This window comes from Sphingomonas sp. GW821-FHT02B09 (assembly GCF_059421875.1).
Genome location: NZ_JBWKVV010000005.1, coordinates 1 through 17,885 on the forward strand (window position 1 = coordinate 1; position 17,885 = coordinate 17,885).

Sequence of the window (17,885 nt, forward strand, 5' to 3'; positions counted from 1 at the left end):
TCTTCCCCCCTTTCTTTTTGTGGGGAAACCCCTACGTTCCCCCCCACGCCAGGTGACCGGGCGCGCGCTGCCTGAGGCACGGCCCCGTCGGGCCGCACCTGGTCAGCGCGCGCCCGGTCACCTTCCCCCTTCCGGTATGGCGCTGCCGCAGGTTCGCGGGAGCGGCGGTGATCGCGCCGACCCGGCTCGCCCAGCGGTGAGGGAGGACGGAGTAGAGCGAGATAGCTCGATGTTGGAGGCAGGCAGGTTTGGTGGTTTTCGCGGGGAACGAGCGGGTAGCTGACGATCGCACGATTGGCGTTCCCTTCGGGCCTGAAACCCCTGCCCCGGCACCCCGCTCGCTCGCATCGGTCCGGCCCTTCGGCCTCCCCTTGCTACGCCTCGGCCGGGGAAGCACCAGTGCGGGCATCGAGCCCGCCCCGGCGCTGCTGCCGCGGAGGAATTTGTCTCTCTGTAGTCCCATCGTGGCGGCCGGGGCGACAGGCCTCAAGGACGGCGGGGCCCCACCATTTTGCTTCGCAAAATCGTGACCCCCACCGCCGCTGACGCGGCCGCTACGCGGTCCTTGACCCCTGCCACCCCGACCACCGGGAGGACTTCGTCATCGACGAAGGAGGTTCACGTGCACAACGTCTTGGAAATCTACGGCTACGACCCTGACCCGTTCGGTATCGACCGGATGGACGACGCGCAGCTGAGCAGCCGCGCGCAGTGCCTCACCACCGAGATCGGATCGCTGAAACGTCGGCTCGAGCGCTTCGAGGATTTCCTCGACCGGGTTGATCTGGATGCGCTCGGAAAGGCAACCGTTGAGGAAATGATCGACCGTGCAGGCGGCGATGACTGGCGGTTGCGCGAGGCAGGCGTCGAGCTGGACGACATCGAGCGCTCGCTCTCATGCAGGCAGGCGGCGCAAGCAGAGTCCGACCGCATGGAGGCATGGAGCGACACCAGCGACTGGCTTTGGGACGACTGAGGGGGCCACGCGCCCCCCTTTTCATCGCGCCCGCCGCCCGGCTCGCTCGCATCGGTCCGGCCCTTCGGCCTCCCCTCGCTACGCCTCGGCCGGCGAAGCACCAGTGCGGGCATCGAGCCCGCCCCGGCGCTGCTGCCGCGGGGGGGAACTCTCTCTCAAGTCGTCCCAGTCTGTCGGCCGGTGCGGCGAGCCTCAAGGACGGCGGGGCCCCACCATTTTGCTTTGCAAAATCGTGACCCCCACCGCCGCTGACGCGGCCGCTACGCGGTCCTTGACCCTCACCACCCCGACCGACGGGTGATCTCCGTCATGAAGACAAAGGAGGAACGGTTATGCAGGTTCTGTTGTTTCGTGCTCTGAAGGACGCTAATGTCGAGGATGACAAAGCGGCTGCGGTAGTCGCGGCGATCGAGGAGCACGTGGACGTGGCAGTCGGTCAGGCAAACAAGGCACTTGAGGCGAAGCTCACGGGCATCGACAGCAAGATCGAGACGACGCGGTCGACGCTGACCATCTGGTTCGGCGTGCAAACAGCCCTGCTCGCACTGCTCGGCGCTGCCGCCATCTGGAGCAACTTTCTCAAATAGAAGGGCGGGAGGCTGGACGCTCTCCGTCCCGTCAAAACAAAGGGCCGCTCGGTGATCCGGGCGGCCTTTTTGCTGCTTGCGATCGGCGCATGACCTAGCCGCCTCGCTCGCATCGGAGCGGCCCCGTCGGGCCGCCCTTGCTACGCCTCGGCCGGGGAAGCGCCAGCGCGGGCATCGAGCCCGCCCTGGCGCTGCTGACGCGCCCAATAGCCAAGCGCCAGCACCCTCACCGACCCTTTGCTCGCACCTAGTTTCAAGGGTCCGGAATCATCGCCGGAGAGGAGGGAGAAAGGGAGACGCGGTTTCAACGAAGGAGGTCGAGATGACCATCACGTTCCGCGTCGACGACGGACACAATATCCTGTCCCCCTCACCTGCCGTCATCACCCCCGACCAGCTCGGCGCACTGCGCGATCTACTCGCCGAGCATAACGCCCGGACCGGGGCTCCAATGGTCATGCCGATCCACGGCGAACCAGTCTGCGGGTCGTTCGAGATCGAAGCCCGTGTTTGCCCGCTGGCGCTCGCTTCGATCGCCCGCTGCTTCGACCACGATCCGGCCGTCATTGCGGTGATCGACGAAGCACAGTTTCGCGGTCGGCGCGTCCGCATTTGGCAGGAGGAACCGACCGGCGACATCCGGCTCGGCCTTGGCCTCAATCCCGATGGCGCTCCGGAATTGGAGCTCGCCAGCGGAAACGCTTTCGCCCTCCTCGCGAGCCTTGGACTGGACGAGGAGTCGTGCGGGACGATCCCGATGTCGCAGCTTCGGCAAAGGCTCATGGATCCACGCATTCGCCGACGGCTCGATGAGGACCCGCACATGTCCGGCTACGTCGAGGCCCTGACCACCATGGCGGCCCTGAAACCGACCGAGGGGGAATACCATCTCGCATGGACCTGACGGTCCAGCGGAACGCGCCTAGCGACCCATAGGGACGCCCAGCCTACCGGCTGGCGCGTCCCTTTTTTTGCCTGCCAATCTCAAGATGGCTGCGCCTCTATCCCATTCGAAAACAGAATGGCCGCATGAGGTAGCAGCCCCATGCGGCCATCGCCGTTACCATGGTCGTGAACCGGTTCAGGCTTACGCCGTGAGCCGCTTCTCGACTTCGTCGACGCCCAGCGTCTTCACCGCCTTCATCAGCCCCTCCAGTCGATCGAGTGGGACCTTGAACAGTCCCGCCTTTTCGACTGCTCCGACAGCCGCCTCCCGCACCTTCGCCTGATGCGCCTGACGGCGCTCGGCGAGCTTGCGTTCCTCGGCTGCGATCGCGGCCAGCTCAGCATCCAGTGACTTCGCCATAGTGTGTCCTTTTCGGTACGGCTTATCGGCTCTGAACGGGATCGATATACCGGTCATTGAGGCGCTCTGAAACCCACTAGAACGATCATGGAGCAATCCAATGATTTCTCACCTGACGATGCGTCTCAGATCCGGCGCGCAGCGCCCTTCGGGCATCTGCTTTCCGCCTCGCGGCGGTTGGGGTCCCGGCAGAAACCGGGGACGAACCCAGCCCAGTCCGGAAGACCAGAAGCACCAGAACTATACGGAGGAATCGGGACTACAGTAGAGCACACCCTACGCAAGCTTCGCTTGCCTTTTTCCGCAGTTTTCTGCGGGTTTTGAGCCTTTCTATAGGCGATCCCATTCGACTAGTTTTTGATCCCATCCGATCCCGCTTCAAAAATGGCGGAAATCCTCGCCTTTTTCGGGATCGCCTGGGATCGCTTTTTTGGTTTTCAAGAACGTAGCGATTGCCAACGGCCTACGCTGTCGCGTATACCCATGTGGTCGCAGAGCCCACCAACCTCCCTGCTAGGAGGTTGGATTGAAACGCCCTTACACCCAGCGAACCGTCCGGTTCGACCCGCTCCAGTTTGCGAGAATGGAAGAGCTTGCCGAGGCGCAAGGTCGTTCCATTGCGGACGTCCTGCGCCTCGCTATCGCGCAGTATATCGCGGGCAATCAGATCCTTTCCGAGAGCCAGCAACGCCATCTCCGAGTGACGGAGTTCACGCAGATCGCACTCGATGCGATCATCCGCGAAAACCACCCTGAGCTGCGCGACCATTTGATCGCCCAAACCGACCTTCGGATGGAGCAGTATCATGGCACGCGATGACCCCAAGAACGTGCGTCGTGACATCCGCAACGATGGCCGCGCCATACCTCAGGAGCATCATTCCGCACGGGGCGAGCTACCGCGTAACTCGGGCAACTTCACGCGCGGTTCCCAGCTCCTAAATACCCAGGTCTTGATGTGGCTTCAGGGGGCAAAACTGCCGATCCTGATGTGGCTCGGCGTATTTGCCCTCTCCTACGTCATCATCCTCTCGATCACCTTGGACGAAAACAACGTCCAGCTGATCTGCATGAGGATCCTGGCGGGCCTGTGGAATTGGGTCGCGCTCGACAACCTGAAGCAGGTCGACCTGCGGATGCCCGACAACACACTCCACCGGACGATCATGGGCTATGTTCCCTACGTTCCGGAGGTCGCCCGCGCGTGGGATAAAGCCGTTCGTGGGGTCATCGGTTCGTGCATGATCGCCTCGTGCATCACGGTGCCGCTGGCCATCTGGTACGTCGACTTTTCCAAGCGACGCGGCAAAGCCATGGTGCAGGAGCGGCACGAGCGCGGCGCCATGCTGGTCGACCGGAATGTGCTTTACGCCGAGATCGTCCAGCACAACAAAATCGAGTTCGTGAAGGAGGCTCAGAGCCTCTTCCCCAACAAGACCCCCGAGCAAGTCCTGAAGCTGCCCTTCGGGGCGAGAAAGGCAGGTGGTATCCACCACCCTTACACCATCGCCGGGATCCCCTACCCGCATCGCCTTGAGCAGTCGCATTCGCTGCTTTTGGGTACGACCGGCGCAGGTAAAACGACCGCACTTCGGAAGACGATCGCGCAGATCCGGGAGCGGCAAGATAGCGCCGTCGTGTTCGATCTGACGGGCGCCTACGTAGAGGCATTCTACGACCCGGAACGCGACACCATCCTGAACCCGATGGATGCCCGATGCCCGGCTTGGTCGATCTTCAACGACTGCAGAACCTACAGCGAGTTCACGGCCGCAGCCGCTGCACTGATCCCGTCCGACGGCGGTTCCTCCGAGCCCTTCTGGGCGCTCGCCGCTCGCACCCTCTTCATCGAAATGTGCATGAAGCTCATCGAGAAGAAAATGATGTCGAACCAGGCGCTGGCCGACAACCTCATGACGGCCGACCTGAAGCAGGTCCACAAGCACCTCGCCAAGACGATCGCCGACCCGCTGACCGCCCCCGAAGCTGCCCGCATGGCGGAGTCCATCCGAGCCGTGTTCAACACCAACGCGCAGGTGCTCCGCTTCCTTCCCGACGAGGGGCGAAGCTACTCGATCAAGGATTGGATGACGGGCGAAAAGAAGCCCGGTTCGATCCTCTTCATTACCTCGAATTACACCGATCTGGAGATGAACCGCGCGCTCCTGACGCTGTGGTCCAACCTCGCGATCCACTCGCTGATGACGATGCCGAAAACTCGGTCGCTGCGGACCTGGTTTATGTTCGACGAGCTTGGCGCACTGCATCGGCTACCGGCGATCGAAAGCGGCTTGCAGACAGCCCGAAACTTCGGCGGTGCAATGATCCTCGGGCTGCACTCGTTCGACAAGCTGGTGCAGGTTTACGGCGAAGAAAATGCCCGCAATCTCTCCTCCCTGGCCCGCACCAAATTGATCCTCGCCGCGGCGGACCTCGACACCGCCGAGCAGTGCGCCAAATACATCGGGAACCGCGAAATCCGGCAGATGGATGAGGGGTATAGCTACGGCTACAATAACACCCGTGACGCCTCCACCCTGACCCCTCGCAAGCAGGTCGAGCCGCTGGTCATTCCAGACGACATCACGAACCTTCCGTCGATGCACGGCTTCGTCAAATTTCCCGACGGCTTTCCCGCCGCCCGCATCCAGCTGGAGTGGGAGCACTACCCCAAGGTCGCAGAGGGCTTCATCCCTCGGAAACCGCAGGATCCGAATGCACCCGGCGCTGGTGTTCGCGGAGGTGGTGGAAAGCCAAACGGTAGTGGTGACGACGGCGGGCGTGGGGAATCGCTGGCACTGTCGGAGAAAGAGGTCGAACCGGCCAACGTGGCGAACAATCTCGCTGCAAATATCCTCTCCCAACCCAGTGAGGGTGAGGTCGATAATTCCCGGGATGGCGTGTCGGCCGAAGCCACTGTTGTCAGCGGCGCCGACGCGCGGCCACCCGCCGACCATACGCGCACGAGCGATGACGATCGCGACGATCGCTCCCGCTCGATGAATGGACAGAGCGCCCCTGCCCGCAGCGACGACAGGACGCGTGACGACCCCACGCCGACCGGAGAGCGGCCGGAAGACCTGTCGGTTCGGGAGGCACGCGATGCCTTTCCGGATGACGACGGGATCGGGCTCTAACGATGCACTCGATCGCTACCGTTAAATCCGCCTCCGGCGCGGCGAAATATTTCACCAAGGATGACTATGTCGCTGGTGATTATTACACCGATGAGAAAGCCGGCGACGTCAGCCTATGGGGCGGCGAAGGCGCGGCCGCGGCCGGTCTCAGCGGCCCCGTTAGTCAGGAGGCGTTCTCTAAGGCGCTGCACGGCGAGCTACCGTCGGGAGAGAAGGTCGACCAGCGGGAAGGTCGACGGCCCGGTTACGACCTCACCTTCTCTGCGCCGAAGTCTGTGTCGCTCATGGCCTATGTGGCCGGGGACAAGCGTATCCTCGGCCCTGACGGTGCTCACACCAAAGCGGTCCAGCAGACGTTAGCGTGGATCGAGAAAAACCTCGCTGAAACTAGGATCACCAAGGACGGCAAGACGGAGGCGGTCAAGACCGGCAACCTGGTCTATGCGTTGTTCCAACACGACACGAGCCGAGCGCTCGACCCGCAGCTCCACATCCATGCAATTCTATCGAACCTGACGAAGGGTCCGGACGGAGAATGGCACGCGCTTCACGCCGACAAGATCTGGGCGAACAACACCGTTATCGGAGCGATCTACCACGCCCATCTGCGCAACGAGTTGGAGAAGTTGGGCTACCAGCTGGTGGCAACCGGTAAGCATGGAACGTTCGAGATCGTCGGGGTGCCGAAGAACGTGCTGGAGACGTTCAGCCAGCGCCGGGAGCAGATCCTCGAGAAGGCCGCAGAGCTCGGCATCGTTTCGCCGAAAGGACGTGACGGCGTCACGGTCACCACGCGAGATCCGAAGCTGAACATCGCAGATCGCGATGGCTTGGTGCTCGACTGGATGAAGGACGCGGCAGCTGCCGGATGGGATAGCAAGGCGCTGCTAGAAGGCGCGATGAAGGCCGCTGCAAAAATGGAGCAGCGGGAGAACGCCGGCGCGATCGGTCGCAGCTACCACGCCATTGCGGACGCGGTGAAGGTGGCGAAAGAAACTGTGGCGGACCTAATGCGTTCGCCAGACCCGCTTGTAGACCGTGGCTTCGTGCGACTGGCGCAAAGTGTCGGGGAAGCCAACTCTCAGCTCGCCGTCGCGTCAGCAATCCGAACTTTGGGCCAGCGTGAGGCGGCGTTCGAGAAGAACCAGGTCGCCAAGAAGGCCCTCGACTTCAACCTGAAAGGGGTGACGATCGACCACGTCGAGGCGCGCATCGATCAGCTGACCGAAAAGGGGAAACTGCTCGCTGGCGAGATCCGCAGCAGCGCCGGGATGGTGGCTGCAGTGACGACGCCGGAGTCGCTCGGGACTGAGGAGAGGATCCTCGAGAGGGTAGAGGCAGGCAAAGGCGCGGCGACGCCGCTTGTAGCGCCCTCTGAGGCCCCTGACAGGCTGCAGGCAGCGTCCCCTCATGCCCTGAATGAGGGCCAGCTGGCGGCCGCAACGCTGATAGTGTCCTCACCTGACAAGATCGTCGCCGTGCAGGGCATCGCGGGAGCGGGCAAGTCGACGATGCTGCAGGCCGTGGCGCGTGTTGCAGAGTCCGAGGGCAAGTCGGTGCTCGGCCTCGCCTTTCAGAACAAGATGGTCGCCGACATGAAAGAGGGCATGGCGCGCCCCGACGCGATCCCAAACCGCGAGATGTCGGTCGACCAGATGCAGGACGCCGGGGTGACTGCCGAGACAATCGCCCACTTCATCTGGCATAACGAGAAACACGCTAATAATCCGCAGACTCCGGCTGCTCAGGCGCGACGTGACGAGCTGAAGGACACGATCATCGTCGTCGACGAGACGTCGATGGTTTCTAATCAGGACATGTTGAAAATGCTGACGATCGCCGAGGCACTCGGCGTCGAGCGCATCGCACTTGTCGGAGATCGGCAGCAGCTGCTCCCAATCGACGCCGGCAAGGCGTTCGCGATGATGCAGGCTGCGAATATTGGCATGGCGCGGATGGACGAAAACCTCCGCCAGCAAACGGACCAGCTTCGGACGGTCGCGGCGCTCGCCAACGTCGGGAAGGCGGGACAGGCGCTCAAGGTGCTCGGCGACAAAGTAGTCGAGCACGAAGACCCGGCCGAACGCGCGGCAGAGCTATGGCTCGACCTCTCGCCGGAGAAGCGTGCTGATACGACGATCCTGGCCTCCGGTCGTGAAACACGCGCGGACATCAACAACGCCGTCCAGAAGGGCTTGCGAGATGAGGGCACGCTCAAGGGCGATGGCCTGTTCGTGACCGTCTTGCAGAACATCAATCTGACCCGCGAGGAGCTGCGGTACGCTCAAGCCTATGAGAAGGGGCAGCAGCTTCAGGTGCAGCAGGCAATGCCCGAACTGGGCCTGAGCCGCGGTGTCGCAGAAGTACGGCGCACATTCGCCAACGGCAGGGTCGAGGTGGTCCAGAACGGGCGTGCCATCAAATTCAACCCACAGCGCATCGACCCCATGATCGCCAAGGATCGGATGTCGCTCGCGACCCTGGAGACGATCCGTATCCATGAAGGAGACCGCATACGGTGGACCGATAACGACAAAGAGCGTGGGATCTTCAACTCCTCGATGGGGACGATCACGCGGATCGAGGACGGGAAGGTAACGGTCCAGCTGGCCAACAAGGATGAGGTCACGCTCGAGAACGGTGACCGGATGATGCACCGCATGGATCTGGCCTACGCCCTGAACATGCACATGGCACAGGGCGTCACGACCAATGACGCGATCGTCGCCATGCGCAGCTTCGAGCGTAATCTGTCCAACCAGCGCCTCTTCAACGTCGCCGTTACCCGCGTCCGTTTCGAGCTGACGATGGTCATCGACAACCTCCAGAAGCTGGAGCGCCAGCTCGACAGCAATCCCGGCAACAAGACGGCCTCGCTCGAAACCCTGGGACGCCTCGATATCGACGGCCCCGGCCGACATACGAAAGCCGCAGACGACGCGCTCAGCGCAGCAGCAGCGACGCTGGATCGAGATGATGGCCAGAAGATCGTTTTCGACGCCTCTCTGACCTCGGCTGACGACCTACCGCCTATGGGCAAGTCGGAAACCGATTACTCCGATCTGAAGCAGATGGAACGCGACGGGGTCACGCTCGATCGCAAGGACGACGAGGATCGGCAAAAACGCCCCGACACACGGAAGGACGATGAGCTGGGGATGCGCCCGCTCGACATGGACGACCTGAGCTCCCTGCCAGCCATGCCAGGTCACGGGGACCAGATGCCCGGCCTACCTCAGAAGAATCTCAGCTTGGACATGTGAGAGAGACAATGACCATCATCCTTTGCGGAACAAGCGAAACGATCCCAAGCGATGTGCTGCAGCAGCTTATGGATTCAGCACATGCAGGGAAGGAACGCCTAACTGTCGTTGACGAAGGGAGCCAATTGACGCGCCTGTACGCCGACTTGGACCGGGATATCTTGCTCGATCCATCCCGTGGTAATTGGGACTTCTTCGCTGACCATGTATCTGAGCTTGAGCTTGCGCAAGCAAGCGAAGCAATCCTGCGGTCTACGAAGGCCCCCAAACCCGCCTACCACGGCGCAAGCTGCATTCTCTCTGGCCTACTCTGGGGGGCTGCTGGCCAACCAGGGGCGACGCTGCATGACGTTTCGACCCTCGTCCGAGGCTTGAGCTATGCTCGCATCGCAGAAGATTTGCGCCTTGATCTAGGCTCTAGCGCCGATACGCGGACTGGCTGGTCGGCATTGGCTCTTCTGCAAGAAAACGCGGGGCGGTTCGCGAAACGTTGCCCTACCCTGCCCCCTATCTCCCTACGACGGTGGCTGATCGAGAAACCACGGTCGGTGCTGTTCATAACCGCGGGAGCGGGCGTCCACGATGGCGCATGCAGATCCGTGGCGGGGGCTCTCGCACGGATCGCCACACTTGAAGCCGACGCTGGCCGCGAGGTCGAGGTGGCATGGGATGGCACGAACCAGACGCCGATCTCGGCGGAGTGGATGACCGTTTCCGACATGAGCGCGCATCCAGAACCTAGCCGTGTTGAGAGAATGCAACGATGATCGCGAAGCCATCGACGAAGACGCATGAATGCGACGATCTAAACCTTTTCATTAACTCGCCAGACTTCGACCACCTTACCGACCGCGCTAAAAAGAACGCTCTTGCTCGCAAACGCGGCCTGGAGGGGGAGCGCTCGACGGCACATATTTTAGACCGGCATTTCTATAAAAGCACGGATCACGCACTCTTACATGATTTACGGATCCCGGACGGCATCGGCGGATTTGCGCAGTTCGATCACGTGATCCTTTCGCGCCTGTCCAAGACCGCGGCGGTAATTGAAGTGAAGAACTATAGAGGCCGCCTCTCCAAGAACGATCATAACGAGTGGCTGGTATGGTACGAAGGCCGGCGTCGGCCGATCGATATACCGAACCCAACAGCGCAGGCGCGGCGTCAACGGGAGGTCCTACGAGCGTGGCTAGTCACGCACCGGCACGATGCGGCGTTTGAGAAAATCGCCGCCTACGTCATCATCCCGCCAGACTGTTCGATCGACCGGTCGAAGGTTGGCCACGACGTGCCGATTTACAAAGCAGACAACTTCATAACGGCGTGGACCGAGTTTGGCGGCATCACGAATTTTGGGAAGCTTTTTTCGACGGGCGTTTCTGCCGCTTCGTTGCAGAGCATCGGACGTCAACTCGCAGCAAGCAATGTCGCGGACGAACGAACGATTGCTGAAAAGATTGGTGCAAGCCGCAGCTCGACGATGATCGACGCAACAGCATCGGAGAGCGAGGTCAAGGAGCCCGCCATTGCAGATGCCGTCCTCGTGGAGGTGCCAGCGGATGAGCTTCAGCCAGTGCAGAAGATTCCAGAAATCGAACCGGTCACCGTACTGCCCGACAATAATAACCCGCTTTCAGGCGCCCTGACATCCTCCAAAGCAGGGCAGAAGATTGAGATCGTACCAGGGCTGTTCGAGCGCCAGCTACCAGACGGGCGTATCGCCTTTCTCGCAGGGGCCGATGAGGGTGACCGCGTTCGATTGTCGGCCGCTTGCAAAGGATTGGCTCATTGGAATCCTCGCTTCCGGAACTGGATCGCCGGCGACGAGGAGGCGGCCGCCATCCGGGAGGCGCTCTTCAGAGGCGAGCGTATGCAAGGAGGATCTAGCAATGGCGTACAGTGAGCAGCTCGGAAAAGAGGCGGCGCCTAGGAGTACCGCACTTGCTTTCTCACAGTCCGAACCGGGTCATGACGATCATCGTCCCCCACTCGCAGACGCGGAGTTAGCAGATAGCTTCCGGGAGCAATCCTTCCACCTGATGACAACCCATCCAATCGCCGCGGCCCATCTCGTGCTCGCGGCTGCTTCGATCGCGCCCGAGTGCGAGGACGAGAGGAATGTGGCGGACGAGTTCTCCTACGTGATTGCCGACTTCGTACAGATGCTTGGCATCCTGCATCGGAGGGCGGTGCTGCGTCGAGCCTCCGAACCGGAAGGGTCCGATGGGGATCGCTGATCGAGCGCGCAGACGGCGCCAAGGGCTTTTTGAATTAGGTCGGCCCAGTCACAACACACTGAGATGACCTTAAAGTTATGATACACATTCGCTGAACCAGGGAGGGTTACCATGTACCGCAAATTGGCATTGATAGCATTGCTCGCAGCATCGACATCGCCTGCGCTTGCGCAAAAGGCGGGCAAGGGCGGCATCGGGATCGACGAGAACACGCAAGTGCCACGATGCGAACGACCCTACGGTACGATCGCGCTGGTGGAGGAGCGTGCCGCTGGTGGCACGGCAGAAGGCATTCCCCCAGGTCTCGCGGCGCTGATGCGAATGGCAGAAGCACAGAACGGCGGTAGCCAGCGCGTCGACCCGATCCCTCTCCTGAAGCTTCTGGTTGCACAATCGGGGTGCTTCCAGGTCGTTGATCGTGGTGAAGGTTTCGACGCCTTACAGCGCGAGCGTCAGCTTGCAGCCGGGGGGAGCGTCGCCGGCGCGAACAACCAGGCCACGCTGAAGGCGGCAGATTACCTACTGCAAGCCAAGGTGCTCTATTCCGATTCCGATGCGGGCGGCAGCGGGGGCGGTCTCGGCACGATGTTCCCCGGTGGCCTCGGCTTCAAGCAAAAGGTCAAATCGAGCCAGACGATGCTCACCTTGATCGAGGTGAAAACCGGCATCCAACAGGCGATCGCCACAGGCTCGGCCCGCAAGAAGGATCTATCGATCCTTGGGGGCGGTCTGCTCACCAACGCTGGCGTCGGGGCTCTGGGAGGTGCTTATACCAGCACAGACATGGGAAAGATCACCTCGGTCGCGATGCTCGACGCCTTCGTCAAGCTGACCAATCAGGCACAGACGCGATTGCCCCAGCCAACTGCGAGTTCGACCGCACCGGCACCGTCTCCGGCGCCTCCGATGGCACCACCAGCGCCGAGGCAATAGGCTTTAGAGATGAGAGGGGGTGAGGAAGCGGGCGAAAGCATCGCTCGAAAGCCCCCTCCCCCATCGTCGGCAGGTGCCCACATGAAACACGCGCGCATTCAGCAGCGGGACTTCTTTGATCCTGCCCCCGATTTAGTCATAGAGCCGCTGGACGCGGCCGAGATCGAAGCCACGCGTGGCGAACCGATCGCTATCCCGTGCGGCTTCATGACGAGGAACAACGACCGGTGTCAGAGGCTGGCCCACAGGCCTGTCATGCTCGAGGGGCACCAGATGACTTGTAGAGGCCGTCCGATGCTATTTTGCGATCCTGCCTGCTACGACGCCGCTACGCAGGCCGATGTAGCTGCCGCGGAGCTCGCAGTGGGTCCGACCAGTTAATCGATGCCGACGGCCCCCTCCCCTGCCGCGCCAATCTGCGGCTACTGCGGCCGTGGTTTCACTGCTTGGCCGCCGCGCGCACCAGTCGAGCCATGTCACATCTGCCGACGGCCAACGATGTTTCTTGCCATCCCATGGACCCGACCGCGACGCCTTCTGGTGTCGGGTCTCCTTGATGCCGGAGCGTCGCTTTACGGCATCGCCACGGTATGTCTCGTCGTTGCCTTCGCGATCGCCCCAACATCAGGACGCGAGTTCGTAAAAGTCTTCACCCTCATGCTGTTTGTGATTGGCTCCGTTTTGGCGGTCGACGGCATATTGGCGGTGCGGACTGGGATAGATCGCACATGGTCGGTTCGGCGCACCGGCCGACCCGCTCGGGTCTTGGGCGTAGCGAAGGTGCTGACCTCAGCGGCTGCATTGCTGTTGGTGATGGTCGGCATCCTACTGTAGCGCGCATCTGCGCATCTGCGCAGTTGTGCACAGGTGCGACGGTACGCCACATCGCACCCTCAGATCTCAGCCGTCAACGAGGAAGCCTGCACCCGTGATGGACCGATGACCGGGCTCACTATCGAAAGACAAGCAGCGTTCTTACCGCCAAGTCGCACATGTGCACAATCGCGAGAGCGCATCCGCGCGCGGGTGTGACAGTGCAGCCGTGCGAGCGAGCATCACTTGCAACGGCGTCGTCGAACGACCGAACGCTTAACAACCTCTCTCGTCGAGGTAAGCGGTCCAACGCCGCAAACACCTGCCCAGCCGATCGTCACACCTCTAACCGGATGCGCTAGTGCAGCGGTGCACATATGCACAAACCCACAACTGCACAATCGGACAGCTGCACAGTTTTGATGGACGATCGTCTAACGGCCTGCACCCACGAATGCCCGAGTTGGCGCAGCCAGATGATGCCATAGCCCCGACAGGCTCAGAACCTGCGGGCGAAGTGTGACTATGCACCTTCGCACTCCCGCACAGGCGCACCGTCGCACAGCTGCACAGTCGCACGAATGTGCTGTCGCACCGTCGCCCGTGCCCACGCTGCTTCGACGAGCTTCTGCGAGCAAGCGGCCGTCCGGGCGTGTCGACGAACGTGAGACACGGCGAGTAAATCGCCAAGGGAGAGGCGGACGTTGAATGACGGCCTTCTCGCGGAGCCGGCCAGGAAACGGAGCCAGCCCACGGGACGTTCGACTATACCGAGCTCGGGCGTGGATCAGCTTCGGATCCGAAGAACCAGACGTAGCAGCGCAGAGTCTGTGCGCCTGTGCACAAGCGCGCAGGTGCGGATTCGCGCTTGTGCGACTGAGCGACTGTTGGCATATGTACGCCCGCATCATCGCACGTGTGCACAGTTGCGATCGTTCATGGAAGGCGAGGGGTTTTCGATGCAGACAATAGCTCTGATTGCGCAAAAGGGGGGGGTCGGGAAGACGACCCTAGCGATCCATCTGGCGACGGCGTTCGCCGCGACCGGCAAGAACACGCTCCTCTTGGATCTCGACCCGCAGGCCAGCGCCGCTGAATGGAAAGATCACCGCGCAGACGAGACGCCGGCTGTCCTATCGATCCAGCCCTCACGTCTGACGAAGGTCCTTGAAGAGGCAAAGGCGATGGGCGCTGACGTCGTGATCCTCGACACCGCGCCGCATAGCGAAAGCACCGCTCTCGAAGCGGCGAAAGCGGCAGATCTGATCCTCGTGCCATGTCAGCCGACCATCATGGATCTTCGCGCGATGTCGAAGACGGTGGAGCTGCTCAAGCTGGTTGGGAAAACAGCCTACGCGGTACTCAACAGCGTACCGCACCAAGGGACAGGCGGCCAAGAGGCGGCTGAGACGATCGTATCGTCCTTCGGCCTTCAGGTCGCTGACGCATCGTTCGGGGACCGCGTTGCCTTCAGCCGTTGCATGATCTCGGGCCAAGCTGCGCAAGAGGTCGAGCCCCAGGGCAAGGCGGCAAACGAAGTGAGCGCACTGTTCGATTGGGTAAACGCACAGCTGCACGGACACACACGTGCACCTGTGCGCAAGGCGCGAAAGGGAGTTGCGGCATGAGCAAGAGGGTTGGCTTCGCGGCAGGGCTGAATAAGCTGGAGCAGATAGGCGGTAAGGCGCCAGCAGCCGCGGCTACCGCAACGCGGCCGTCGCCGGTGCCTGAGGCGGGTCAGGGTGACGACGTAAATAGAGATCTGCGGCCCTCTGGCAGATCGGGCAAGGTCAATATCGCCGGCTACTTCGATCCCGCCGTCCGCAAGCAGCTCGCTATGCTCGCTATCGAACGAGACACGGATCAGGTGAAGCTGATGGCAGAGGCGTTGAACCTTCTGTTCGAAAAGTATGGACGCTCACCGATAGCGTCAGCGTGAACGGCCGACAGGAGCCGTTCTTCTGCCTGCGGCAAGGGAAGAGGACGAGGTAATGGTCGAAGGACTGACGCTTAACCAGGACGGGGATGCCAACCTGAGCGACGCCGATAACCGTGAGCTGGTCCGCAAGATCCGAGACGTGGTTCAGGACATCGAGAACCTGTATCGGCCAACACGGGCGTCGATGCCATCAACGAAGGTGCAGACCGATCCGGTGATGCTCGGGCTGTACGCAGCCCGTGACGCGCTGATGGCGGCAGAAGGCGCGATTTTACGGATCCGGATCGATGACCGGCGCCAACCGGCCGAAAAGGATACGCAGGGCGGGACCGACTAGCAGAGTAGGGGGGGGCGCGCTCAGAAGCACAGAGCGGTTCGTATTCCGCTTACAAGGTAAACGAACGCCCGACCTCACATTCGTGCGGTGCAAAGCTCGGAGTTTCGATGCAGGCGCGACCCCAGCACGCGGGTCTCACGCTCCATCTGATCTTCCATCATGGCCCAGATGGTCCGAGCGGCATCACAATAGCCTGATACATCCTCAGCGATTTTCTGGTCCGACCACCTTTCTATGTGTCGATCAGAAAGCAATCGCTTGGAGGTGAAGGCCACGAGAAAATCAGAAAGCGCAGCACGATCATCGCAGTCGGCCGATTCCAGTAATCTAGGAATTACGTGGTCGCTCACGAAGAGCGACCTTTCACGGCTCGCACGCGTAAGTTCTAAGCGTGCCTGAGCTAGTCCTGAACTGTTAGCGCAATCTGTCGCGCAGTGACTCTGAATTAACGCGAGACCAACCCTGATGACTCGGTGGTGCTCCTCCAAACGACGAAGCAGCTCCTTGTCCGTCATGGTAAACCGACGCCTCCCGAATACTGCCGAATGGCAGAAGCTGCTGAACCGTTGGCCGTATCTGGCAAATCAGGTCAGCGATATTCATAACGCTCGTAGCGTGTATTAGATCGTTCGCTAGGACGATTTTTGTTGCGCTGCTGGAACATGGGCCGGGAGAGGGGGCTCCAGTTTGCCTCAGTCGATGGTCTTGGCCTCGAGCTCGGCTTTGCGCAACCGGCGATCGCGAGCGATCTTGGCAAGCAGGGTACGGCTGCATCCTGTCGCGTCCATGATCTCCCGCCAGCTGCGCCCATCGCTCAGCAAGGAGGATATAGCAGCGTTGCGCGTCTTGTTTGCGGGGCGACCCTTGTAGAGCCCTGCGGCCTTGGCCTTCGCGGTTCCCTCGGCCTGGCGACGACGGCGATCCTCATAGTCCTTGCGCGCTACCGCAGCGAGGACGTCGAGCATCATCGCGTTGACCGCTGCGAACATGCGGCCGGTGAACTCGTCGGACGGCGCCGTCAGGGTCCACGATGTGGGGAGATCGAGAGCAACAATTCGGACCTGCTTGGCATCGATCAGGCTACGCAGGCGCAGCCAGTCCGAGGAAGTGAGGCGGGACAGTCGGTCGACCTGCTCCACCAACAGTACGTCGCCGGGTTCGCAGTCGTTGAGCAATCGGAAGAGCTCAGGCCGGTGCAGCTTGGCCCCACTTTCGTTTTCGACATAGCGCGATGCGATCCGCAATCCCTGCTCGACAGCGAAGGCGTCGAGGACGCTGCGGGCCCGTGATGCGTCCTGTTCGGACGTAGATGCGCGGAGGTAAGCCCGGATAAACATGTCTTGGTCTTCGATACGTGGTGCCTATTTGTCCAGTCTTTTTTATGTGGGTAAAACGCCATTAGAGCACTGGTCTAGGACCGGTCCGCGAAAGGCATACGTTAAAAGCACCGGAGATTATGCACGTGGGGCAGCTTCACGTCGATGAGCCATAATCCAAACGGTGTGGTACAAACGAGGCTCGCTGGCATACCGTGGGGACGGTTGCTGCTAAGCCGGGATATCCCTAGAAGATGATGACGATGCTGATCAGAGGTACAGAGGCCGTCATGACGCTACAGATCAACATAACGCCAAACGGGCGCATGAGCCTGCCCGCTGACGTTCGCAAGCGGTTGGGCCTGACGGGTGGCGGTGCGGTATATCTCGACGAAACCGAAGATGGCGTTGTTCTGCGAACCGCCAGCCAAGCGGTGGCAAGGGCGCAGGCGCTGGCCGAGCAATATACCGGCGGTAATCCCGACGCCTCTGTTGACGCATTCCTCAATCGGCGTCGCGAAGATAGCGGCGAATGAGCGTGGTTCTCGACGCCTCGGCTCTCATCGCAATGATCAAGGGTGAAAAGGGATCTACCAAGGTTGCAGCCGGTATCGCCGGTGCGCGAGTGAGCAGCGTGAACTACGCTGAGGTGGTGACCCACTTCATTCATACCGGAATGCCCGAGCGAGAAGTTGATGCCATGCTTGATCCGCTGCCACTGACGGTAGTGCCGGCCGACAAGGCCTTGGCGAAAATCGCCGGGCGGCTGCGCGCCGCGACGGCCGAGGCGGGCCTTAGCCTTGGAGATCGCTTTTGTCTGGCTCTAGCCCGACGGGATGGATTGCCCGCTTGGACCAGCGACCAGAACTGGAAGAAGATCGCGGATGCAGTCGAGGTCAAGGTCGTGACGATCCGCTAGAACTTGGCGGGAAGGGCAGGGGGCAACCACCTGTCGATCCTCTGGAAGCGGAAGGTCTGCATCCTGGTGGAAAACCGCCTGTCCGCTGTTGGGCGGCGTTTCGGCGAAAGCTGCCGGGCGAC

General features: G+C 61.5%; 19 protein-coding genes. 16 read left to right on the forward strand and 3 right to left on the reverse strand.

Annotated features, from left to right (window positions below):
- The first annotated feature begins 622 nt into the window (after positions 1–622).
- From AC07U4_RS18100 to AC07U4_RS18110, 3 genes are all read left to right on the forward strand, one after another.
- The gene (locus AC07U4_RS18100) at positions 623–976 is read left to right on the forward strand and encodes a hypothetical protein (RefSeq protein ID WP_495196379.1); all 354 of its coding nucleotides are present in this window, start codon (positions 623–625) and stop codon (positions 974–976) included.
- A gap of 332 nt (positions 977–1,308) precedes the next feature.
- On the forward strand, positions 1,309–1,563 hold the full coding sequence (locus AC07U4_RS18105; protein WP_066667205.1) for a hypothetical protein: 255 nt from the start codon (positions 1,309–1,311) through the stop codon (positions 1,561–1,563).
- A 322-nt stretch (positions 1,564–1,885) separates the two neighbouring features.
- A complete protein-coding gene (locus AC07U4_RS18110) occupies positions 1,886–2,467 on the forward strand; it encodes a hypothetical protein (RefSeq protein ID WP_495196380.1) in 582 nt (193 codons plus the stop codon).
- 183 nt (positions 2,468–2,650) lie between these two features.
- Here the strand turns inward: AC07U4_RS18110 and AC07U4_RS18115 are convergent, their stop codons facing one another.
- A complete protein-coding gene (locus tag AC07U4_RS18115) occupies positions 2,651–2,869 on the reverse strand; it encodes a hypothetical protein (protein WP_495196381.1) in 219 nt (72 codons plus the stop codon).
- 526 nt (positions 2,870–3,395) lie between these two features.
- On the opposite strand from AC07U4_RS18115, the gene AC07U4_RS18120 reads away from it, so the two are divergent.
- From AC07U4_RS18120 to AC07U4_RS18170, 11 genes are all read left to right on the forward strand, one after another.
- Complete coding sequence (locus AC07U4_RS18120) at positions 3,396–3,689, forward strand: hypothetical protein (protein ID WP_495196382.1); 294 nt, start codon at positions 3,396–3,398, stop codon at positions 3,687–3,689.
- Positions 3,676–6,006 carry a type IV secretion system DNA-binding domain-containing protein gene (locus AC07U4_RS18125; RefSeq protein WP_495196383.1) on the forward strand — a complete coding sequence of 777 codons (2,331 nt, stop codon included), beginning with the start codon at positions 3,676–3,678 and terminating at the stop codon, positions 6,004–6,006. Before AC07U4_RS18120 ends, AC07U4_RS18125 begins: the two co-directional genes overlap by 14 nt.
- 2 nt (positions 6,007–6,008) lie before the next feature.
- A complete protein-coding gene (gene mobF, locus AC07U4_RS18130; RefSeq protein WP_495196384.1) occupies positions 6,009–9,269 on the forward strand; it encodes a MobF family relaxase in 3,261 nt (1,086 codons plus the stop codon).
- Between the two features lie 8 nt (positions 9,270–9,277).
- Positions 9,278–10,036, forward strand: coding sequence for a type IV secretion system DNA-binding domain-containing protein (locus AC07U4_RS18135; RefSeq protein WP_495196385.1), 759 nt, complete (start codon positions 9,278–9,280; stop codon positions 10,034–10,036).
- Complete coding sequence (locus tag AC07U4_RS18140) at positions 10,033–11,172, forward strand: nuclease-related domain-containing protein (protein ID WP_495196386.1); 1,140 nt, start codon at positions 10,033–10,035, stop codon at positions 11,170–11,172. The genes AC07U4_RS18135 and AC07U4_RS18140 overlap by 4 nt, the downstream gene beginning before the upstream one ends.
- Positions 11,159–11,506 carry a hypothetical protein gene (locus AC07U4_RS18145; protein ID WP_495196387.1) on the forward strand — a complete coding sequence of 116 codons (348 nt, stop codon included), beginning with the start codon at positions 11,159–11,161 and terminating at the stop codon, positions 11,504–11,506. The genes AC07U4_RS18140 and AC07U4_RS18145 overlap by 14 nt, the downstream gene beginning before the upstream one ends.
- Before the next feature lie 111 nt (positions 11,507–11,617).
- On the forward strand, positions 11,618–12,439 hold the full coding sequence (locus AC07U4_RS18150) for a CsgG/HfaB family protein (RefSeq protein ID WP_495196388.1): 822 nt from the start codon (positions 11,618–11,620) through the stop codon (positions 12,437–12,439).
- A 498-nt stretch (positions 12,440–12,937) separates the two neighbouring features.
- Positions 12,938–13,273: a hypothetical protein gene (locus AC07U4_RS18155; protein WP_495196389.1), complete on the forward strand. Its 336-nt coding sequence runs from the start codon at positions 12,938–12,940 to the stop codon at positions 13,271–13,273.
- Positions 13,274–14,190: 917 nt separating this feature from the next.
- Complete coding sequence (gene parA, locus AC07U4_RS18160) at positions 14,191–14,880, forward strand: ParA family partition ATPase (protein ID WP_495196390.1); 690 nt, start codon at positions 14,191–14,193, stop codon at positions 14,878–14,880.
- Positions 14,877–15,191: a ribbon-helix-helix domain-containing protein gene (locus AC07U4_RS18165; protein ID WP_495196391.1), complete on the forward strand. Its 315-nt coding sequence runs from the start codon at positions 14,877–14,879 to the stop codon at positions 15,189–15,191. Before parA ends, AC07U4_RS18165 begins: the two co-directional genes overlap by 4 nt.
- Before the next feature lie 52 nt (positions 15,192–15,243).
- Positions 15,244–15,528 (forward strand): hypothetical protein, encoded by a 285-nt coding sequence (locus tag AC07U4_RS18170; RefSeq protein ID WP_495196392.1) that lies wholly within the window; start codon positions 15,244–15,246, stop codon positions 15,526–15,528.
- Between the two features lie 74 nt (positions 15,529–15,602).
- Here the strand turns inward: AC07U4_RS18170 and AC07U4_RS18175 are convergent, their stop codons facing one another.
- On the reverse strand, positions 15,603–15,878 hold the full coding sequence (locus AC07U4_RS18175; protein ID WP_495196393.1) for a hypothetical protein: 276 nt from the start codon (positions 15,876–15,878) through the stop codon (positions 15,603–15,605).
- Between the two features lie 342 nt (positions 15,879–16,220).
- The gene (locus AC07U4_RS18180; protein ID WP_495196394.1) at positions 16,221–16,865 is read right to left on the reverse strand and encodes a recombinase family protein; all 645 of its coding nucleotides are present in this window, start codon (positions 16,863–16,865) and stop codon (positions 16,221–16,223) included.
- A gap of 269 nt (positions 16,866–17,134) precedes the next feature.
- On the opposite strand from AC07U4_RS18180, the gene AC07U4_RS18185 reads away from it, so the two are divergent.
- Both AC07U4_RS18185 and AC07U4_RS18190 read left to right on the forward strand, forming a co-directional pair.
- Positions 17,135–17,380 carry an AbrB/MazE/SpoVT family DNA-binding domain-containing protein gene (locus tag AC07U4_RS18185; RefSeq protein ID WP_055818096.1) on the forward strand — a complete coding sequence of 82 codons (246 nt, stop codon included), beginning with the start codon at positions 17,135–17,137 and terminating at the stop codon, positions 17,378–17,380.
- Positions 17,377–17,763: a type II toxin-antitoxin system VapC family toxin gene (locus AC07U4_RS18190; RefSeq protein ID WP_055817303.1), complete on the forward strand. Its 387-nt coding sequence runs from the start codon at positions 17,377–17,379 to the stop codon at positions 17,761–17,763. The genes AC07U4_RS18185 and AC07U4_RS18190 overlap by 4 nt, the downstream gene beginning before the upstream one ends.
- Positions 17,764–17,885: the final 122 nt, after the last annotated feature.

Coding starts and splice junctions, on each gene's coding strand:
- AC07U4_RS18165 (WP_495196391.1), top strand. CDS start 14,877: ATGAGCAAGAGGGTTGGCTTCGCGGCAGGGCTGAATAAGCTGGAGCAG.
- AC07U4_RS18180 (WP_495196394.1), bottom strand. CDS start 16,865: ATGTTTATCCGGGCTTACCTCCGCGCATCTACGTCCGAACAGGACGCA.
- AC07U4_RS18125 (WP_495196383.1), top strand. CDS start 3,676: ATGGCACGCGATGACCCCAAGAACGTGCGTCGTGACATCCGCAACGAT.
- AC07U4_RS18150 (WP_495196388.1), top strand. CDS start 11,618: ATGTACCGCAAATTGGCATTGATAGCATTGCTCGCAGCATCGACATCG.
- AC07U4_RS18185 (WP_055818096.1), top strand. CDS start 17,135: ATGACGCTACAGATCAACATAACGCCAAACGGGCGCATGAGCCTGCCC.
- AC07U4_RS18105 (WP_066667205.1), top strand. CDS start 1,309: ATGCAGGTTCTGTTGTTTCGTGCTCTGAAGGACGCTAATGTCGAGGAT.
- AC07U4_RS18140 (WP_495196386.1), top strand. CDS start 10,033: ATGATCGCGAAGCCATCGACGAAGACGCATGAATGCGACGATCTAAAC.
- AC07U4_RS18155 (WP_495196389.1), top strand. CDS start 12,938: ATGTTTCTTGCCATCCCATGGACCCGACCGCGACGCCTTCTGGTGTCG.
- AC07U4_RS18170 (WP_495196392.1), top strand. CDS start 15,244: ATGGTCGAAGGACTGACGCTTAACCAGGACGGGGATGCCAACCTGAGC.
- AC07U4_RS18190 (WP_055817303.1), top strand. CDS start 17,377: ATGAGCGTGGTTCTCGACGCCTCGGCTCTCATCGCAATGATCAAGGGT.
- AC07U4_RS18135 (WP_495196385.1), top strand. CDS start 9,278: ATGACCATCATCCTTTGCGGAACAAGCGAAACGATCCCAAGCGATGTG.
- parA (WP_495196390.1), top strand. CDS start 14,191: ATGGAAGGCGAGGGGTTTTCGATGCAGACAATAGCTCTGATTGCGCAA.
- AC07U4_RS18145 (WP_495196387.1), top strand. CDS start 11,159: ATGGCGTACAGTGAGCAGCTCGGAAAAGAGGCGGCGCCTAGGAGTACC.
- AC07U4_RS18110 (WP_495196380.1), top strand. CDS start 1,886: ATGACCATCACGTTCCGCGTCGACGACGGACACAATATCCTGTCCCCC.
- AC07U4_RS18115 (WP_495196381.1), bottom strand. CDS start 2,869: ATGGCGAAGTCACTGGATGCTGAGCTGGCCGCGATCGCAGCCGAGGAA.
- mobF (WP_495196384.1), top strand. CDS start 6,009: ATGCACTCGATCGCTACCGTTAAATCCGCCTCCGGCGCGGCGAAATAT.